General features: G+C 61.7%; 14 protein-coding genes. 10 read left to right on the top strand and 4 right to left on the bottom strand.

Translation table 11 applies throughout. The features are described from left to right. Nucleotides 1-366 precede the first annotated feature (366 nt). From NLY33_RS21815 to NLY33_RS21795, 5 genes are all read left to right on the top strand, one after another. The gene (locus NLY33_RS21815; protein WP_023708476.1) at nucleotides 367-1,626 is read left to right on the top strand and encodes an N-acetylmuramoyl-L-alanine amidase; all 1,260 of its coding nucleotides are present in this window, start codon (nucleotides 367-369) and stop codon (nucleotides 1,624-1,626) included. 213 nt (nucleotides 1,627-1,839) lie between these two features. Further along, a complete protein-coding gene (locus NLY33_RS21810; protein WP_023805260.1) occupies nucleotides 1,840-4,296 on the top strand; it encodes a penicillin-binding protein 1A in 2,457 nt (818 codons plus the stop codon). Between the two features lie 130 nt (nucleotides 4,297-4,426). Next, nucleotides 4,427-5,558 (top strand): peptide chain release factor 2 gene (prfB, locus tag NLY33_RS21805; RefSeq protein ID WP_155921589.1). Its coding sequence is split into 2 segments (ribosomal slippage): nucleotides 4,427-4,492 and nucleotides 4,494-5,558, totalling 1,131 coding nucleotides; the frame shifts between segments, so codons are not numbered across the junction. 119 nt (nucleotides 5,559-5,677) lie between these two features. After that, nucleotides 5,678-6,094, top strand: a complete 417-nt coding sequence (locus NLY33_RS21800) for a GFA family protein (RefSeq protein WP_023708477.1) — start codon at nucleotides 5,678-5,680, stop codon at nucleotides 6,092-6,094. Between the two features lie 287 nt (nucleotides 6,095-6,381). Then, nucleotides 6,382-6,780, top strand: coding sequence for a hypothetical protein (locus tag NLY33_RS21795; protein ID WP_023708478.1), 399 nt, complete (start codon nucleotides 6,382-6,384; stop codon nucleotides 6,778-6,780). Between the two features lie 54 nt (nucleotides 6,781-6,834). Here the strand turns inward: NLY33_RS21795 and NLY33_RS21790 are convergent, their stop codons facing one another. Next, nucleotides 6,835-7,704, bottom strand: coding sequence for an NmrA/HSCARG family protein (locus NLY33_RS21790; RefSeq protein ID WP_023708479.1), 870 nt, complete (start codon nucleotides 7,702-7,704; stop codon nucleotides 6,835-6,837). Between the two features lie 102 nt (nucleotides 7,705-7,806). On the opposite strand from NLY33_RS21790, the gene NLY33_RS21785 reads away from it, so the two are divergent. The 4 genes from NLY33_RS21785 (at nucleotide 7,807) to NLY33_RS21770 (ending at nucleotide 10,860) form a co-directional block, all read left to right on the top strand. Then, nucleotides 7,807-8,697 carry a LysR family transcriptional regulator gene (locus NLY33_RS21785; protein ID WP_023708480.1) on the top strand — a complete coding sequence of 297 codons (891 nt, stop codon included), beginning with the start codon at nucleotides 7,807-7,809 and terminating at the stop codon, nucleotides 8,695-8,697. Between the two features lie 147 nt (nucleotides 8,698-8,844). After that, on the top strand, nucleotides 8,845-9,213 hold the full coding sequence (locus NLY33_RS21780) for a GFA family protein (protein WP_023667471.1): 369 nt from the start codon (nucleotides 8,845-8,847) through the stop codon (nucleotides 9,211-9,213). 151 nt (nucleotides 9,214-9,364) lie between these two features. Continuing rightward, nucleotides 9,365-10,015, top strand: a complete 651-nt coding sequence (locus tag NLY33_RS21775) for a YiaD family glycine zipper/OmpA-like lipoprotein (RefSeq protein WP_023667470.1) — start codon at nucleotides 9,365-9,367, stop codon at nucleotides 10,013-10,015. A 236-nt stretch (nucleotides 10,016-10,251) separates the two neighbouring features. Further along, the gene (locus tag NLY33_RS21770; protein ID WP_023708481.1) at nucleotides 10,252-10,860 is read left to right on the top strand and encodes a hypothetical protein; all 609 of its coding nucleotides are present in this window, start codon (nucleotides 10,252-10,254) and stop codon (nucleotides 10,858-10,860) included. Between the two features lie 238 nt (nucleotides 10,861-11,098). On the opposite strand, the gene NLY33_RS21765 is transcribed toward NLY33_RS21770, so the two are convergent. Next, nucleotides 11,099-11,368 (bottom strand): DUF2798 domain-containing protein, encoded by a 270-nt coding sequence (locus NLY33_RS21765; RefSeq protein WP_023667468.1) that lies wholly within the window; start codon nucleotides 11,366-11,368, stop codon nucleotides 11,099-11,101. A gap of 47 nt (nucleotides 11,369-11,415) precedes the next feature. Continuing rightward, nucleotides 11,416-12,300, bottom strand: a complete 885-nt coding sequence (locus tag NLY33_RS21760) for an NmrA/HSCARG family protein (protein ID WP_023691232.1) — start codon at nucleotides 12,298-12,300, stop codon at nucleotides 11,416-11,418. A gap of 119 nt (nucleotides 12,301-12,419) precedes the next feature. Between NLY33_RS21760 and NLY33_RS21755 the strand changes: the two genes are divergently transcribed. Beyond that, nucleotides 12,420-13,313, top strand: a complete 894-nt coding sequence (locus tag NLY33_RS21755) for a LysR family transcriptional regulator (protein ID WP_023691233.1) — start codon at nucleotides 12,420-12,422, stop codon at nucleotides 13,311-13,313. A 166-nt stretch (nucleotides 13,314-13,479) separates the two neighbouring features. On the opposite strand, the gene NLY33_RS21750 is transcribed toward NLY33_RS21755, so the two are convergent. Beyond that, complete coding sequence (locus NLY33_RS21750) at nucleotides 13,480-15,093, bottom strand: DEAD/DEAH box helicase (protein WP_031196539.1); 1,614 nt, start codon at nucleotides 15,091-15,093, stop codon at nucleotides 13,480-13,482. Nucleotides 15,094-15,136 lie beyond the last annotated feature (43 nt).

Raw genomic sequence — 15,136 nt, 5'->3', positions numbered from 1 at the left:
TCCTCACGCAGGCGATTCCCCCGCCACGGGCGCACACCTGCGAAATTCGTCGCGATCACCTAAGCCTTTTCGCTGGAGCGAAAGGAGCCGCCTTTCATCTGACCTGTAGCAGGAAGCTGCGGGAGAAGCGGTTCCAGGATTGCAGTGATCCACCATCGCTTTTATGATTTGACGGGGTGGAAGGCAACCCCGATTTCGGATGCCGGCAAAAAGCAGTGCCGTAACGGAAGCACAGGCCTTAATCCTCAATGAAAAGGCTTGGTTAACCTTCTCTGGATACCAATCGTTAATCGAGTCTGCGGCCTGACCGGCATTTCGACCAACCACGCGGGCGCAAGGCGCCAAACCGGGAGCGACTGCAAAGAAATGGGACTGGCGGGCACCACAGACAAGGGCCATGGCCGTGCAGGCCGTTTCCTGCGCGCTGCCGGTGTGCTGTTGCTGCTGGCGCTTTGCCTTGCTTTTGCGCCGGTTTCACGCGCCGCCGATGCGCCACTCGGCGCCACCGCCTACAAGATGGCCGGCGACGCAACCAAGATGCGCATCGTCATCGATTTCGACCGCGAGCCCGACATCAAATGGTTCCTGCTGCGCGGCCCCAACCGGCTGGTCGTGGACCTGCCGCGCACCCGATTCGCCATTGGCGCGAAGGACGCCAAGGCCCGCGGCCTGGTCAAGGCGGTGCGTTATGGCGATCAGGGCGAGGGATCGCGGCTGATCCTGACCGGCAAGGGGCCGTTCTCGGTCGACAAGCTCGAGGTGCTCAAGAACGAGGACGGCGCAGGCTATCGCATCGCCATCGACGTGTCGGCAGCCTCCGACCGCGAGTTCGACGAAGCCCTTGCCAACCAGGCGCTGACCACCGGCTCGACCGTCTCCACCGACAAGGGCTCCAGGGTCGGCACAGGGCCGATCTCCAATCCCGGGCATCGCTTCACCATCGTCATCGATCCCGGCCATGGCGGCATCGACGGTGGCGCCGAAGGCCTCAACGGCACCATCGAGAAGAACGTGACGCTGGCCTTCGCCACCGAACTGCGCGACAAGCTCGCCGCCGTCGGCAACTACGACGTGTTCATGACGCGCGATTCCGACGAGTTCCTGCGGCTCGATGACCGCGTGCGCATCGCCCGTCAGCACGAGGCCGACCTTTTGATCTCGATCCATGCCGACACGATCAGCGTCAAGGGTATCAGAGGCGCCACCGTCTATACCGTCTCCGACAAGGCGTCCGATCCGCAAGCGCAGGCGCTTGCCGACCGTGAAAACCTCTCCGACCAGTTCGCCGGCATGGTGATCAAGGACGACAACAAGGAAGTCACCGACATACTGATCGACCTGATCCGCCGCGAGACGCATAATTTCTCGATGAGCTTTGCCCACACTCTGGTCGGCCAGTTGTCCACCAGCGTCGGCCTGATCAACAATCCGCAGCGTTCGGCCGGTTTCAAAGTGCTGAAAGCGCCCGATGTGCCGTCGGTGCTGGTGGAACTCGGCTATCTCTCCAACGCCAAGGATGAAGCGCAACTGCTCGACGCCGACTGGCGCGGCAAGGCGGCGCAGAGCATCACCAACGCCGTCGCCCTGTTTGCCTCCGCCAAGATGGGAACGGGAACCGGAGGCTGAGATGGTCGCCGCCGCCCACGACCGGAGGCAGCGTTGCACGACGACAACACCAGGCGCTTTTATTTCAGGTGGGGGATGCCGAAACCGGGCACTGCCGTATTTTGCCCACATGGTGGCGACATGGGTTTTCCATCACGGATCGGGACAGTTGCGAAGGCTTGCGCGAAAGGCGGCTTCGTCTAGGAAATTCCCGGACCTCGGACTGGAGCGGGCATGATTCGTCTTATCGGCTATTTCTTTGGTATCGGCACGACGCTGGCGCTTATGGTCGCCGCGGGCGTGGCGATATACATCAGCCATCTGTCGAAAGACCTGCCCGACTATGAGGTCCTGGCCAAGTACGAGCCGCCAGTGACGACCCGCATCCATGCTTCCGACGGCTCGCTGATGGCCGAATATGCGCGCGAACGGCGGCTCTATCTGCCGATCCAGGCGGTTCCGGACCGGGTCAAGGCGGCGTTCCTGTCGGCCGAGGACAAGAATTTCTACAACCATCCCGGCATCGACATCACCGGGCTTGGCCGCGCCATCTACGTCAACCTGCAGAATCTGGGTTCGGGCAGGCGCCAGGTCGGCGCCTCGACCATCACCCAGCAGGTGGCGAAGAACTTCCTCTTGTCCTCGGACCAGACCTACGAGCGCAAGATCAAGGAGATGATCCTGGCATTCCGCATCGAGCAGGCTTATTCGAAGGACCGCATCCTTGAGCTCTATCTCAACGAAATCTTCTTCGGCTTCGGCGCCTATGGCGTTGCGGGCGCGGCACTGACCTATTTCGACAAGTCGGTCAACGAACTCACGGTCGCGGAAGCCGCCTATCTGGCGTCGCTGCCGAAGGGGCCCAACAACTACCATCCCTTCAAGCATGCCGACCGCGCCATCGAGCGCCGCAACTGGGTCATCGACCAGATGGTCGAGAACGGCTACGTGACGCGCGAGGAAGGCGACAAGGCCAAGGCCGAGCCGCTCGGCGTGACGCCGCGTCGTAACGGCTCCTATCTGTTTGCGGGTGAATATTTCACCGAGGAAGTGCGCCGCCAGATCATCTCGCGCTATGGCGAGAACGCGCTCTATGAGGGCGGCCTTTCGGTGCGCACGACGCTCGATCCGAAGATCCAGCTCATCGCCCGCAAGTCGATGCAGAACGGCTTGCTCAAATACGACACGCTGCGCGGCTATCGCGGACCGGTGACGCATATCGATGCCTCCGGCGACTGGGGCGTGGCGCTGGGCAACGTCAAGGGGCTGGAAGACGTGCCGGAATGGTCGCTTGCCGTCGTGCTCGACAGCTCGGCGACCGGCCTTTCCATCGGCCTGCAGCCGACGCGGCAGATTTCGGGCGATATCGTCAAGGAACGCATCGAAGGCGCCGTCAGCAAGGAAGACATGAGCTTTGCCATGCGCCATGTGGTCGATGGCAAGACGGTCAAGGCCAAGTCTCCGGCCGATGTACTGCAGCCCGGCGACGTCATCTTCGTGCAGAAGAACGAAGGGTCGGAAGGCGCCTACACGCTGCGCCAGGTGCCGGAAGTGGAGGGCGGCCTGATCGCCATGGATCCACATACCGGCCGCGTGCTGGCCATGGTCGGCGGCTTCTCCTATGCGCAGTCGGAGTTCAACCGTGCCACGCAGGCGATGCGCCAGCCGGGATCGTCCTTCAAGCCGATCGTCTATTCGGCCGCGCTCGACAATGGCTATACGCCGGCCTCGGTGATCATGGACGGACCGATCACCATCCAGAGCGGCACTACGACCTGGACGCCGAAGAACTATGACGGCACGGTGGCAGGCCCCGCTACCTTGCGTTCCGGCATCGAAAAGTCGCGCAATTTGATGACGGTGCGGCTCGCCAACGACATGGGCATGAAGCTGGTGGTGGAATATGCCGAGAGGTTCGGCGTCTACGACCATCTGGCGCCGTATCTGCCGATGGCGCTGGGCTCCGGCGAGACGACGGTGATGCGCATGGTGTCGGCCTATTCGATCATGGCCAATGGCGGCAAGTCGATCAAACCCTCGCTCATCGACCGCATCCAGGACCGCTACGGCAAGACCGTGTTCAAGCAGGACGAGCGCGGCTGCGAAGGCTGCAACGCGCCCGAATGGAACAACCAGCCCGAACCGGAACTGGTCGACAATTCCGAGCAGGTGCTCGATCCGATGACGGCCTACCAGATCACCTCGATGATGGAAGGCGTGGTCCAGCGCGGCACCGGCGCCACCATCGCCGAGCTTGGCCGCCACATCGCCGGCAAGACCGGAACGACCAATGACGAGAAGGACGCCTGGTTCATCGGCTATACGCCGAACCTCGTCGTCGGCCTCTACATGGGTTACGACACGCCGCGCGGTCTCGGCCATGGCGCCACCGGCGGTGGTCTGGCGGCGCCTATCTTCAAGGACTTCATGCGCGTTGCGCTGGACGGCACGCCCAATGTCGACTTCAAGGTGCCGGAAGGCATGAACCTGGTCGCCATCAACCGCAAGACCGGCATGCGTGCCGCGTCGGGCGATCCCGGCACCATCATCGAAGCCTTCAAGCCCGGCACCGGCCCCGCCGACAGCTATTGGGTGATCGGCATGGGCGCCGACGGGTCCAACGGCGCCGGCGGACCGCTATCGCCGCAGGCTACGGAAGCTATCCAGGCACCCGGCGGCGGACTCTACTGACGACCTGATTTTTTACGTCGAATGGGCTGGCTTGTTGAGCCGGCCCATTTCGCTTTACAGGCAGCAATGCCGTGCCTATGTATCGCGCCGACCCAAGCGCCACTTCAAAAACAGGACAGAACAACCAGCCATGCGCGCGGAAACGCAGAACATTGTCGACGAGATCAGGCAGGCGATCACCCTGCTGAGGAGGCATCTTTGACTGGGATCAGGCCATAAAGCGGCTTGAATACCTGAACGTGCGGGCCGAGGATTCCAGCCTCTGGAACGAACCGCTGGAAGCGCAGAAGCTGATGCGCGAGCGCCAGGGCCTCGAAGACGGGATCGCCGGCGTCAAAAGCCTGACCCAGGCGCTGGAGGACAATATCGGCCTGATCGAACTGGGTGAGGAAGAGGGCGACCAGAACGTGATCGCCGAGGCGGAAGCCGCCCTCCGCTCGATGCAGGGCGAGGCCAAGGCCCGCCAGGTAGAGACGCTGCTGTCGGGCGAGGCCGACGCCAACGACACCTATCTCGAAGTCCATGCCGGCGCCGGTGGCACCGAGAGCCAGGACTGGGCCTCGATGCTTTTGCGCATGTATACGCGCTGGGCCGAGCGGCGCCGTTTCAAGGTCGAGGTGCTGGAAGTCCATGACGGCGAAGAAGCCGGCATCAAGTCCGCCACGCTCCTGATCAAGGGCCACAATGCCTATGGCTGGCTGAAGACCGAGTCGGGCGTTCATCGCCTGGTCCGCATTTCACCCTATGACAGCAATGCGCGCCGCCACACGTCCTTCTCCAGCGTCTGGGTCTACCCGGTCGTCGATGACAGGATCGAGATCGACGTCTCGGAATCCGATGTACGCATCGACACCTACCGCTCATCCGGTTCGGGCGGCCAGCACGTCAACACCACGGACTCGGCGGTTCGCATCACCCATATCGCCACCGGCATCGCGGTTGCCTGCCAGGCCGAACGCTCGCAGCACAAGAACAAGGCGAAGGCCTGGGAAATGCTGCGCTCGCGCCTTTACGAGGAAGAGCTGAAGAAGCGCGAAGCGGTGGCCAATGCCACAGAAGCGTCGAAGAGCGACATCGGCTGGGGTCACCAGATTCGTTCCTATGTGCTGCAGCCCTACCAGTTGGTGAAGGACCTGCGCACCGGCGTCGAGAGCACCAGCCCGTCGAGCGTGCTCGATGGCGACCTCGACGACTTCATGGAAGCCTCGTTGTCGCAGCGCATCGAGGGCGGTGCCGGTGAAGCCGTGGCCGACCTCGACTAGGATATGTCCATATCCAGCTGAGGCCGGGCTGCGAATGGCTGATTCCTGCGCTTTCGCCACTTTCGACTCGGCCTGACTTTGTTCTGACATATCCCTGGGCGGGGAGCGAAGGAGGAACCATGAGTCGCAGGCTCACCGGCAAATGTTTTTGCGGCGCGGTCCAGTATGAAGTGGCGGACGAGTTCGTCTATGCCGCCAACTGCCATTGTTCAAACTGCCGGCGCACCACAGGTTCCGCCTTCAAGCCTTTCGCCGGCATCGAGCGCGAGAAACTTGCCCTTGCCGAAGGGCATCACGGACTCATCCATTTCGGCGACAGCGGCCACGATGCGCATTGCAGCCGCTGCGGCTCGTTGCTGTATTCGCTGGTCCGCGACGGCGCCTATGTCCATGTCGCCATGGGCACGCTGGTTGACGATCCGACGATCCGGCCGACCGCGCACATCTTCGTCGGCTCCAAGGCGCCATGGTTCACCATCGCCGACGACTTGCCGCAATATGAAGGGCATGTGATCGCCGGTCCAGGCGACGCATAGGCTGGAACCACATACGGCCAATCCCGTTGTTTCGTTGCCCGTCTGCCGGGAGTTGAGCCTGGCCTTGGATCTCGTCAGCGGTTGCAGATAGCGGCGTAGTTGTGCGGCCTCGCGCAGCAACTTCTTGCGCCGGCCTAGGAATCAGCCCAGCATCCGAGGGCTGGAAGAGAAAAAGCATTTATGGCCGGACGCGGCATATCTGCGACCTGACGATCCGGCCACTGGGAAGACACGTTCCGGGAACGGGCAAGCGAAACGCTTGATGCTCGTTTGAAAGGAACGCTTCCATGTCTGCTGCCACTCTCCGATCGGCTAGAGCCGTTCAACCGGCTGGCCGACTCCTGTTTTCCTTGTTCGTGACCCCGATCTTTGCCATCGCGATGCTTGCGATGGCGGTGCTGACCGCACCCGCCTTCGCCCATGACGCCAAGCCTACGGCGGCGAAGCCGCAAGGCTGGAGTTATCCCTTCGCCTGCTGCGCAAACTACGACTGCCGCACCACCCATACCGGCGAGGTGCTGGAAAAGCCGGAGGGCTATGTCATCGCCGGAACGGGGGAGGTCGTTCCGATGAGCGACAAGCGGGTCAAGGATTCACCCGACGGCGATTTCCACTGGTGCGCGCACCAGGCCGGCCTCGACGCAGGCAAGACGATCTGCCTGTTCGTGCCACCGCGTTCCTACTGAGTTCTGTTGGCAGTTCTCATCGGAAGGCCGGCCTTGGTGCTGAAGGCGCTTGCGTCAGACGGAAGCAGCGAGTGCTGAGGCGAAGTCGCGATACGGGCGCAGTGGGCGACCCAGAAGTGCCGTCAGGCGCTCGACGTCGCCGGCCTCGGGCAGCATCCCGTCGGTGAAGAAACGCTCGCCCATCAGGCGCATGTCGTAGGCCATCCAGGCGGGCAGGAACTGCTTGAGATTTTGCTCAAAACCCTCCGTATTGTCGCCGCTGTAGCTGATCGGGCGGGCGAGTACGTCTGACCAGATTGCGGCAATATCCGTCCCGGTCAGTGTCTGCGGACCGACGAGGTTGATCCGCTCGAACGCAAGCGGCTCCTTGGACTGTTCGCGACGCAGCAGCTCAAGGGCGGCGATCTCGGCGATATCGCGGGCGTCGATCATGGCGAGACCCTTGGGTCCGATCGGCATTGGGTAGGTGCCGTAGCCGGTGATGACGTCTTCGACCGTCAGATCGTTCTGGATGAAGTAGGCCGGGCGCAAGATCGTAGCTTTGAAGTCCATGTGTTCGATCATTCGCTCGACGCCGAACTTGCCCGCGAAATGCGGCACGTTCACATAGACGTCAGCGTGGATCACCGAGAGATAGACGATCCGCTCGATGCCGGCCGATCGGGCGACGTTCAAGGCGATCAAAGCCTGGGTGAATTCGTCCGGCACCACGGCGTTCAAGAGAAACAGCGTGGAAACGCCAGACATGGCTTTGCGCAGCGAATCGACATCGAGAAAGTCGCCTTGCGCGACGGATACGCCTGCCGGAAAACTGGCTTTCGACGGATCGCGCACGAGAGCACGCACATCGGCGCCGCGCTTGGCGAGCTGTTCGACGACTTGGCGGCCGATATTGCCGGTGGCGCCGGTAACGAGAATGGTCATGGAATTTCTCCTGTTGGGTTGCTTACAGCCCCAATATGTGTGGCTCACAAAGACCCCAGTAGACGGCATTTTTAGACACGTCGTCTCGCTGCTGGGACAGTCATGGATCTTTTAGCCCTTGCCGATTTTAACCTCGTGGCTCGCCATGGCGGCTTCGGCAAAGCGGCAAGGTCCACCGGCCGGCCCAAAGCAACATTGTCCCGGCGCGTTGGCGAATTGGAAAGCAGTCTCGATCTGCGTCTGTTCGAACGGGGTGCGCGTAACCTGAAGCTGACCGAAGAAGGACGGGCGCTCTTCGAGCGGACGGGGGCGTTGCTTGCCGAACTGGACGAGACGGCATCGGCGATTGCCTCGGGCGGTCAGAGACCCAAGGGCAGATTGCGGATCAGCGCGCCTTTGCATTTTTCGCAGACTGCAATGGGGAGGATCGCTGCGGGATTTGCCCTGAGGTATCCTGAGGTGAGGCTTGAAGTGACCACCGAAGACCGGCATGTCGACATGATCGAGGAAGGCTACGATCTGGTAATCCGGGTCAATCCGGATCCCGATGAAAGCCTGGTCGGACGGGCGTTTCTCCGCGACCGCCTGGTCGTTGTGGCGAGCCCGGACCTTCCTCGCCCGACCGATGGGCTCGCCGCTCCTGGCGTTGCGCGCGGGACAGGCGAGCGGCAAACATGGCAGGTGAAGACACCAGGTGGCTGGGCAACACTTAGAATCGAGCCGATCCTCGCCTTGTCGACACTCATCATGGTCCGCGATGCGGTGCGAGCCGGAATCGGCGCAGGACGGCTTCCCATTTCGTTGGTGGCCCACGACCTGGCTGACGGCACACTGGTGAATTGGGGGGATATTGACGGCCCCGAAATTTCTCTATGGACGCTGTACCCGTCGCGGCGGCTGCTCAGCGCGCGCGTGTCGGCATTCCTGGATTTTCTGAAACAGGCTTTCCCAAACGGGACGCCGGACGAACTGGCCGCCTATATCGGCAGGTGACGACGATTGGGAGGTGACGACGGGCCCGCTTTAGCCAGAGCGCCGGTCGGCTCGGTCGACCGGAGCCTGCTGACAGACAGTTGTCAGGAGCCTTCCTTTATGGTGCCTTGCCGCATGGGTGGCGGGCAACGGAGAGGAAGGCTTTTCATGACCATCAAGGCCAGCTGTCATTGCAAGGCGACGACGTTCGAGGTTTCGCAGGCGCCCGAGACGGTAACACAATGCACCTGCTCGTTCTGCTCCAAGCGCGGTTCGCTGTGGGCTTACTACGTTCCGTCGCAATTCAAGCTCACCAGCTCGCCGGAAAACGTTTCCTTCTATCAATGGGGATCGAAGACCGTCAAACACGGGTTTTGCGCCATTTGTGGCTGCGGCACCTTCACCGAAACGCCGGACTGGTCAACCGGCAAACCGGACTTCGACAATCCCAAGATATCAGTCAATTCGCGGCTGTTCGACGATTTCGACCTCGATAAGGTCGAGGTGGTCGTCATTGACGGCAAGAACCTCTGGTAGGCCAGCACCAGCCACCGAAGCGGAAGAGTGGCGCGAGCGGGGAAAAGCCGCTTTCGCCGCTCGGTTTTTCGCCGCATTTCATGTTACAAGACCGGAGAAGGGCTTATATGCGCGAGCCGCAAAGGCCGCGCTTTGGAGAGGGACGATCCTTATGAAAAAGACTGTGCTCGTCGCCGTTGCGACGGCTGTGCTGGTGAGTGCCTGCACCACGACCGATCCGTACACCGGGGAGCAGAAGGTTTCGAACACCGCAGCCGGCGCCGGCCTTGGCGCCCTGGCGGGCGCGGGCCTCGGCCTGCTTGCCGGCGGCAATGACCGCCGGAACGCGCTGATCGGTGCCGGTATCGGCGCGCTGGCCGGCGGCGCCATCGGCGCGACCATGGACCAGAACGAGGCTGAACTGCGCCGCCAGCTCGAAGGCACCGGCGTCAGCGTCACCCGCACCGGCGACCAGATCATCCTCAACATGCCGTCCGACATTACTTTCAACGTCGACCAGGATGCGGTGAAGCCCGGCTTCTACCAGGTGCTGAACTCGGTTGCGCTGGTGCTGAAGAAGTTCAAGCAGACCACGGTCGACGTGTTCGGCCATACCGATTCGACCGGCGGCGACGAACACAATTTCGATCTGTCGCAGCGCCGCGCATTGGCGGTCGCCAACTATCTCTCAGGCCAAGGTGTCGATTCGCGCCGCTTCGCCGTCACCGGATTCGGCAAGACCCGTCCGATCGCGTCCAACGGAACGGCGGCCGGCCGTGCGCAGAACCGGCGCGTCGAGATCCAGCTTTCGCCGCTGACCTGAATTGTTCGGCATCGAAATGCGAAGGCGGCCCCCGCAAGGGGCCGCTTTCTTTTTGGGCTCCTGTGGTCCGTCAAAAGGTCTAACGCATTAGAGATTTCTAATAATTCCTTTCCGGAGGCCTTGGAAGGGATTAGCATTGGTGCGGTTCCAGAGGGGATGGGGCGATACAAACGGCCGCGCAGTCACTTAGTCGGCCCCGGTCCTGCACGGCCAGATAGGAAATCTGGGAGGAATGCATGACAAGAACAGCTCGTCTTGGGCGTTGCGGCGTCCTCATTTTGACAGGTCTGGTCTCCGCTTGGTGCGCAGCGGCCACGGCTCGAGCCGAGGACGCCAACAAAGCCGACATCGAAGCTTTGAAGGAATCGCTCGCCAAATATGAAGACTACACGGTCGCCGTCCGCGACCTTTATCTGTCGACTGTCGGGTGCGTCTATTACAGCGGGGACAGGATCGAGGGCGCAATGGACTATCCGAAGGGCGCTATGGGCATCCATTTCGTCAACGTCCCGAGTGTCGGTCAGAAACTCGATCCGATGCGCCCCAATGTGCTGATCTACGAGCCGACCAAGAAAGGCTTGAAATTGGTTGGCGTGGAATGGCTGGTGCCCCTGACGCCAGACACCAAGGAACCTCCAAAACTATTTGGCCAGACCTTCATGGGACCGATGGAAGGGCACTATCCGCTCATTCCGAGGGAGTTCGTCCACTACGACCTTCATGCCTGGCTGTTCAGAGACAATCCGAACGGCATGTTCAGTCCGACCAACCCGAACGTGAAATGCAGCAAGGCAGAGTTTCCGATGCTGGAAAAACCGACCAAGATGATGCCCGGCCCGATGTGACGGACGGGCCAGGATAGGAGCTTGCCAAGAGTGCAAGCTGGCCGGCTGCATTTGAGAGCGCTCGGGAGTCAGGCTCGGACGACGATCGGCATGAGGGCCGGCGCGCATGAAGGCTGCCCGCATGAAGACAGGTATCTGGTCGCGGAAGTCGACAATGGCGCTGCGAGCCGTCAGTCGAAGGTAAAAGCGGCCCGCAAGGGCCGTTCTTGTTTGGCATGTCGGACTCCGTAATCAAGGCCTACGAGGTCGGCTGATCGACAATTGCCGCAACGATACGGCGCACGATCGGCAAGACCAGCAGCAGACTTGGAAAGCCCACTAGCCATGATGCTCCCCATGCATACGGCCAGGTCGCCACGAAACCGGTTGTCCAGCCCGCATTGATCAGCGTCGCTACCGCGGAAACAATGCACGACATCAGGATGGAAAGTACGAATGGCATTACCAGCGCATTGTAGGAGGCCGGTAGCTTCCTCGATTTCAAAACCTTGTGGGATGACGGTCGCATCACCTATCTCCTTCTCGAAAAGTGGAAGTATGCGCGGCTGGGCGCAGTCAGGCGGCCTGCGCCATTTGCTGGGCAAGGTTTCGAATAAAGCCGCGCAACGAACGCGGTTCGCGGCCCAGGGCGGCGCGCAATGTCAGACTGTTTCCGCCAAGGCCATAGTGGGCATAGTGGGCGTATATTTTGGCCAGCACCTGCATTTGGCGGTCATTGTAGGGAAGGCGTGCCTCGGCCGCCCACTCGCCAAATGTCGGCTCACCAGAAGAGATGGGTCTGCCAAGTTCCTCACTCATCATCGCAACGATGTCTTCCCGGCTGTGCATGCCGTCAGCGCACAGATCGAGGGTCGCGTAGGACAATCGCGCTTCGGTTAGGGCGATCGCCGCCACCTCAGCGACATCGCGGTAGTCGACGCGGGCCAGCTTCGCCGTCTTTGGAAACGGTTCCGAGAAAACACCATGTTCAACGACGGACGGCCAGGCCGCTGCGAGGTTCTGCATGAAATTGGCAGGGTGCAGAATCGTATATTCCATCGTCGTCGAGTAGAGAGCAGCCTCGACAGGCACCTTGCTGGCATGGTTCTTCAGTCGCGTATTGGTAGGCTGGATCACCGACGAGAAGACGAACTTTCGAACTCCTGCTCGCGTGGCGGCCTCAACCATGGCAACGCCCATGGCTGCTTCATCGGGAGCAAAAGCCGGCCCAATGTGAAAGACGCCGTCGACGCCCGCGACCGCCCTTTCGAGGCTCTGACGATTTCGCAAATCTCCTGTCGCAACCTCGGATGCCCCCACCTTCCGGGCCTTTTCGGCATTCGCAGGGTCGCGAACGAGCGCTCGAACATTGGCATTGCGGCGGACAAGTTCAGGCACGACAAGTCCCGCAACTCGGCCTGTGGCACCAACAACCAGAACAGTTGGATTGGCTACTTGCATGACGATTTCCTTCCATCAAGCCTGTCCTCGCGGGACAACTTGCAGAGAGGTACGACGTCGCAATTGTCGTTACAATTACCCGTTTTTGCGATATATTATGTCGAATGTCGGGAGAATGCATGAGCCGGATGGACGATTTCGAGGCTTTCATCGCGATCGTCGAGCATGGAAGTCTGACGACTGCCGCACATCGGCTGAACCGCTCGCTGCAGTCGGTCAGCCGGTCCCTGGCGGCACTGGAGCAATCAGTCGGCGTCGAGCTGATCCACAGGACAACGCGTCGCTCGACACCAAGTGAAGTCGGAGCAGCCTTTTTCAACCGGATCAAACCCGCGGTCGACGAAATAAACGACGCAAGACTTCAGGCGATCAATCAACGATCGGAGCCGGCAGGCGTCCTGCGCATCGGGGCGCCGGTTCTGTTTGGCCCGAACGTCCTGATGCCTGTCATCGCGGAATACATGCGGACATTTCCCCGGGTCGAGGTCGATCTTCAACTTTCCGATGGATTTGCCGATCTTGGCGCCGAAGGTCTCGACCTGGCAATACGCATCGGCGATTTGCCGGATTCCAACTTGAAAGCCAAACGCCTGGGAGCGTTGCGGCGCGTTGTGTTCGGCGCGCCTTCCTATTTCGCGCGGTGCGACCGGCCGGCCCATCCCTTCCAGCTGAGTGAGCACAGTTGCATCATCAGAACCGCTAACGAGCGTCCAGGTGAATGGACGTTTCAGATCGACGGGAAACCCCGGACCGTGAAGGTCGCAGGCGCTTTTCGCTCCAATCTGATGACCTCGGTCTATGCCGCCGCAATCCACGGACTGGGTTTGGGCTTCTCGCCTCTGTGGCAGATAAGACATTTGGTCGACGACGGTCTCGTCGAACTGGTTTTGACGGAATTCGAGCCGGCACCGGTGCCGATCCATGCCTTGTGGCAGGAAGGCCGGTCATCTTCGGCCAAGGTTCGGGCATTTCTGGATTTATTGGCATCCCGCCTGGAACTCAAAAGCCTGTAGCATCGACGGGTATTTGAAGCGCTCCAGGCCGGAAGAGATCGGGCAGATCGAGCCTGTCTTGCGATTACCGCGCATGGCGCTGATTGATCCTGAGCGGGCTCCAGATCTCGCATCCCAATCGCGTCCAGGAAAGCCGCGCGTCCTCGGGACGCCGCGGCTCATGGAATCAGACCTTGGCGACGATCTTCATGAAGGCCGGCATGTCGTCGCCGAAGCCGACGGTGCCGTCATTGTCTTCACCGCGGTTGTTGCCGCGGGCAGGGCGGCTGTTGCTGGCGCGCTGCGGCCTTGTGTCGCCGCGTTCCGGGGCGCGGTTCTCGTTGTTGCGATCGGAGACCTTGCGGTCGCTGTTTTCGGAGCGGATCGCTTCCTTGCGCTGATGCCGTTCGCCGATGTCGGCGACCGCGGCCTCGGCTACCACCGGCTGTTCCTCGCGCGCGGCATCTGCCGCTGGCGCGTCGTCGCTGCGCTTGGCATGGCGTTCGCGCGGCTTGCGCTCGCCACCCTCCTTGCGATCATGGGCCTTGCGGTCCTCGTCCTTGCGGCCGGCGCGGCGCGGAGCGCCACGGCCACGGCGGGGCGCTTCGTCCTCGCCGCCTTCGCTGGCGACCACGGTCGACAGGTCGCCGTCATGCCACTCGATCTTGTTGCCGATCAGCCGCTCGATGGCGTCGATGTATTTGGTGTCGGACTTGGTGGCGATGGTGAAGGATTTGCCCGAGCGTCCGGCGCGGCCGGTGCGGCCGATGCGGTGGACATAGTCTTCGGCGTGGATCGGCACGTCGTAGTTGAAGACGTGGCTGACGTCGGGAATGTCGAGGCCGCGCGCGGCGACGTCGGACGCCACGAGATAGCGCAATTTGCCATCGCGGAAATTGGCCAGCATCTGCATGCGGGCGCGCTGGTCCATGTCGCCATGCAGGGCGCCGGCGTCGAAATCATACTTCAGCAGCGAGCGGAACAGCTCCGCGACCTCGACCTTGCGGTTGCAGAAAATGATAGCGTTCTTCAGCTCGGCGTCTTCGGCCTTTATCAGATTGCGAAGCGTCTCGCGCTTGTCCCACGGCTTGGAGCCGGACTTGACCAGGCGCTGGATGATGTTGGTGGCAGCGGATGCCGCCTTGGAAACCTCGACGCGCACCGGCGCATGCAGGAACTTCTCGGTGAGCTTGGTGATCTCCGGCGGCATGGTCGCTGAGAAGAACAGCGTCTGCCTGGTGAACGGGATCATCTCGCAGATGCGCTCGATGTCGGGGATGAAGCCCATGTCCAGCATGCGGTCGGCCTCGTCGATGACGAGGATCTCGACGCCGTTGAGCAACAGCTTGCCGCGCTCGCGGTGATCGAGCAGACGGCCGGGCGTGGCGATCAGCACGTCGGCGCCGCGCTCCAGCTTCTTGTCCTGCTCGTCGAAGGAGACGCCGCCGATCAGCAGCGCGATGTTGAGCTTGTGGTTCTTGCCGTATCTGATGAAATTCTCTTCGACCTGCGCGGCGAGCTCGCGCGTCGGCTCGAGGATCAGCGTGCGCGGCATGCGGGCACGGGCCCTGCCTTTTTCGAGGCGGGTCAGCATCGGCAGCACGAAGGAAGCCGTCTTGCCGGTGCCGGTCTGTGCTATGCCCAGAATATCCTTGCCGAGCAAGGCATGCGGGATGGCGCCAGCCTGGATCGGCGTCGGCACGGTGTAGCCCGCATCGGTGACTGCGGAAAGGACCTTGGGCGACAGGCCGAGGTCTGAAAAGGTCAACGCTTCTAGAGCGGTCGTGGTGTCTGAGGACAAGAGTTGCTGTCTTTGGCTGGTTCGGGGAAGCGCAACGGCATCC

This window comes from Mesorhizobium sp. C432A (assembly GCF_030323145.1).
Classification (GTDB): domain Bacteria; phylum Pseudomonadota; class Alphaproteobacteria; order Rhizobiales; family Rhizobiaceae; genus Mesorhizobium.
The sequence above is the reverse complement of the archived record's forward strand: the minus strand, read 5'-3'. Positions and strand labels throughout refer to the sequence as shown.

What these genes read in the sequence shown, in the direction of transcription:
- NLY33_RS21815 (WP_023708476.1), top strand. Translation starts at nt 367, where the DNA reads ATGGGACTGGCGGGCACCACAGACAAGGGCCATGGCCGTGCAGGCCGT.
- NLY33_RS21810 (WP_023805260.1), top strand. Translation starts at nt 1,840, where the DNA reads ATGATTCGTCTTATCGGCTATTTCTTTGGTATCGGCACGACGCTGGCG.
- NLY33_RS21800 (WP_023708477.1), top strand. Translation starts at nt 5,678, where the DNA reads ATGAGTCGCAGGCTCACCGGCAAATGTTTTTGCGGCGCGGTCCAGTAT.
- NLY33_RS21795 (WP_023708478.1), top strand. Translation starts at nt 6,382, where the DNA reads ATGTCTGCTGCCACTCTCCGATCGGCTAGAGCCGTTCAACCGGCTGGC.
- NLY33_RS21790 (WP_023708479.1), bottom strand. Translation starts at nt 7,704, where the DNA reads ATGACCATTCTCGTTACCGGCGCCACCGGCAATATCGGCCGCCAAGTC.
- NLY33_RS21785 (WP_023708480.1), top strand. Translation starts at nt 7,807, where the DNA reads ATGGATCTTTTAGCCCTTGCCGATTTTAACCTCGTGGCTCGCCATGGC.
- NLY33_RS21780 (WP_023667471.1), top strand. Translation starts at nt 8,845, where the DNA reads ATGACCATCAAGGCCAGCTGTCATTGCAAGGCGACGACGTTCGAGGTT.
- NLY33_RS21775 (WP_023667470.1), top strand. Translation starts at nt 9,365, where the DNA reads ATGAAAAAGACTGTGCTCGTCGCCGTTGCGACGGCTGTGCTGGTGAGT.
- NLY33_RS21770 (WP_023708481.1), top strand. Translation starts at nt 10,252, where the DNA reads ATGACAAGAACAGCTCGTCTTGGGCGTTGCGGCGTCCTCATTTTGACA.
- NLY33_RS21765 (WP_023667468.1), bottom strand. Translation starts at nt 11,368, where the DNA reads ATGCGACCGTCATCCCACAAGGTTTTGAAATCGAGGAAGCTACCGGCC.
- NLY33_RS21760 (WP_023691232.1), bottom strand. Translation starts at nt 12,300, where the DNA reads ATGCAAGTAGCCAATCCAACTGTTCTGGTTGTTGGTGCCACAGGCCGA.
- NLY33_RS21755 (WP_023691233.1), top strand. Translation starts at nt 12,420, where the DNA reads ATGAGCCGGATGGACGATTTCGAGGCTTTCATCGCGATCGTCGAGCAT.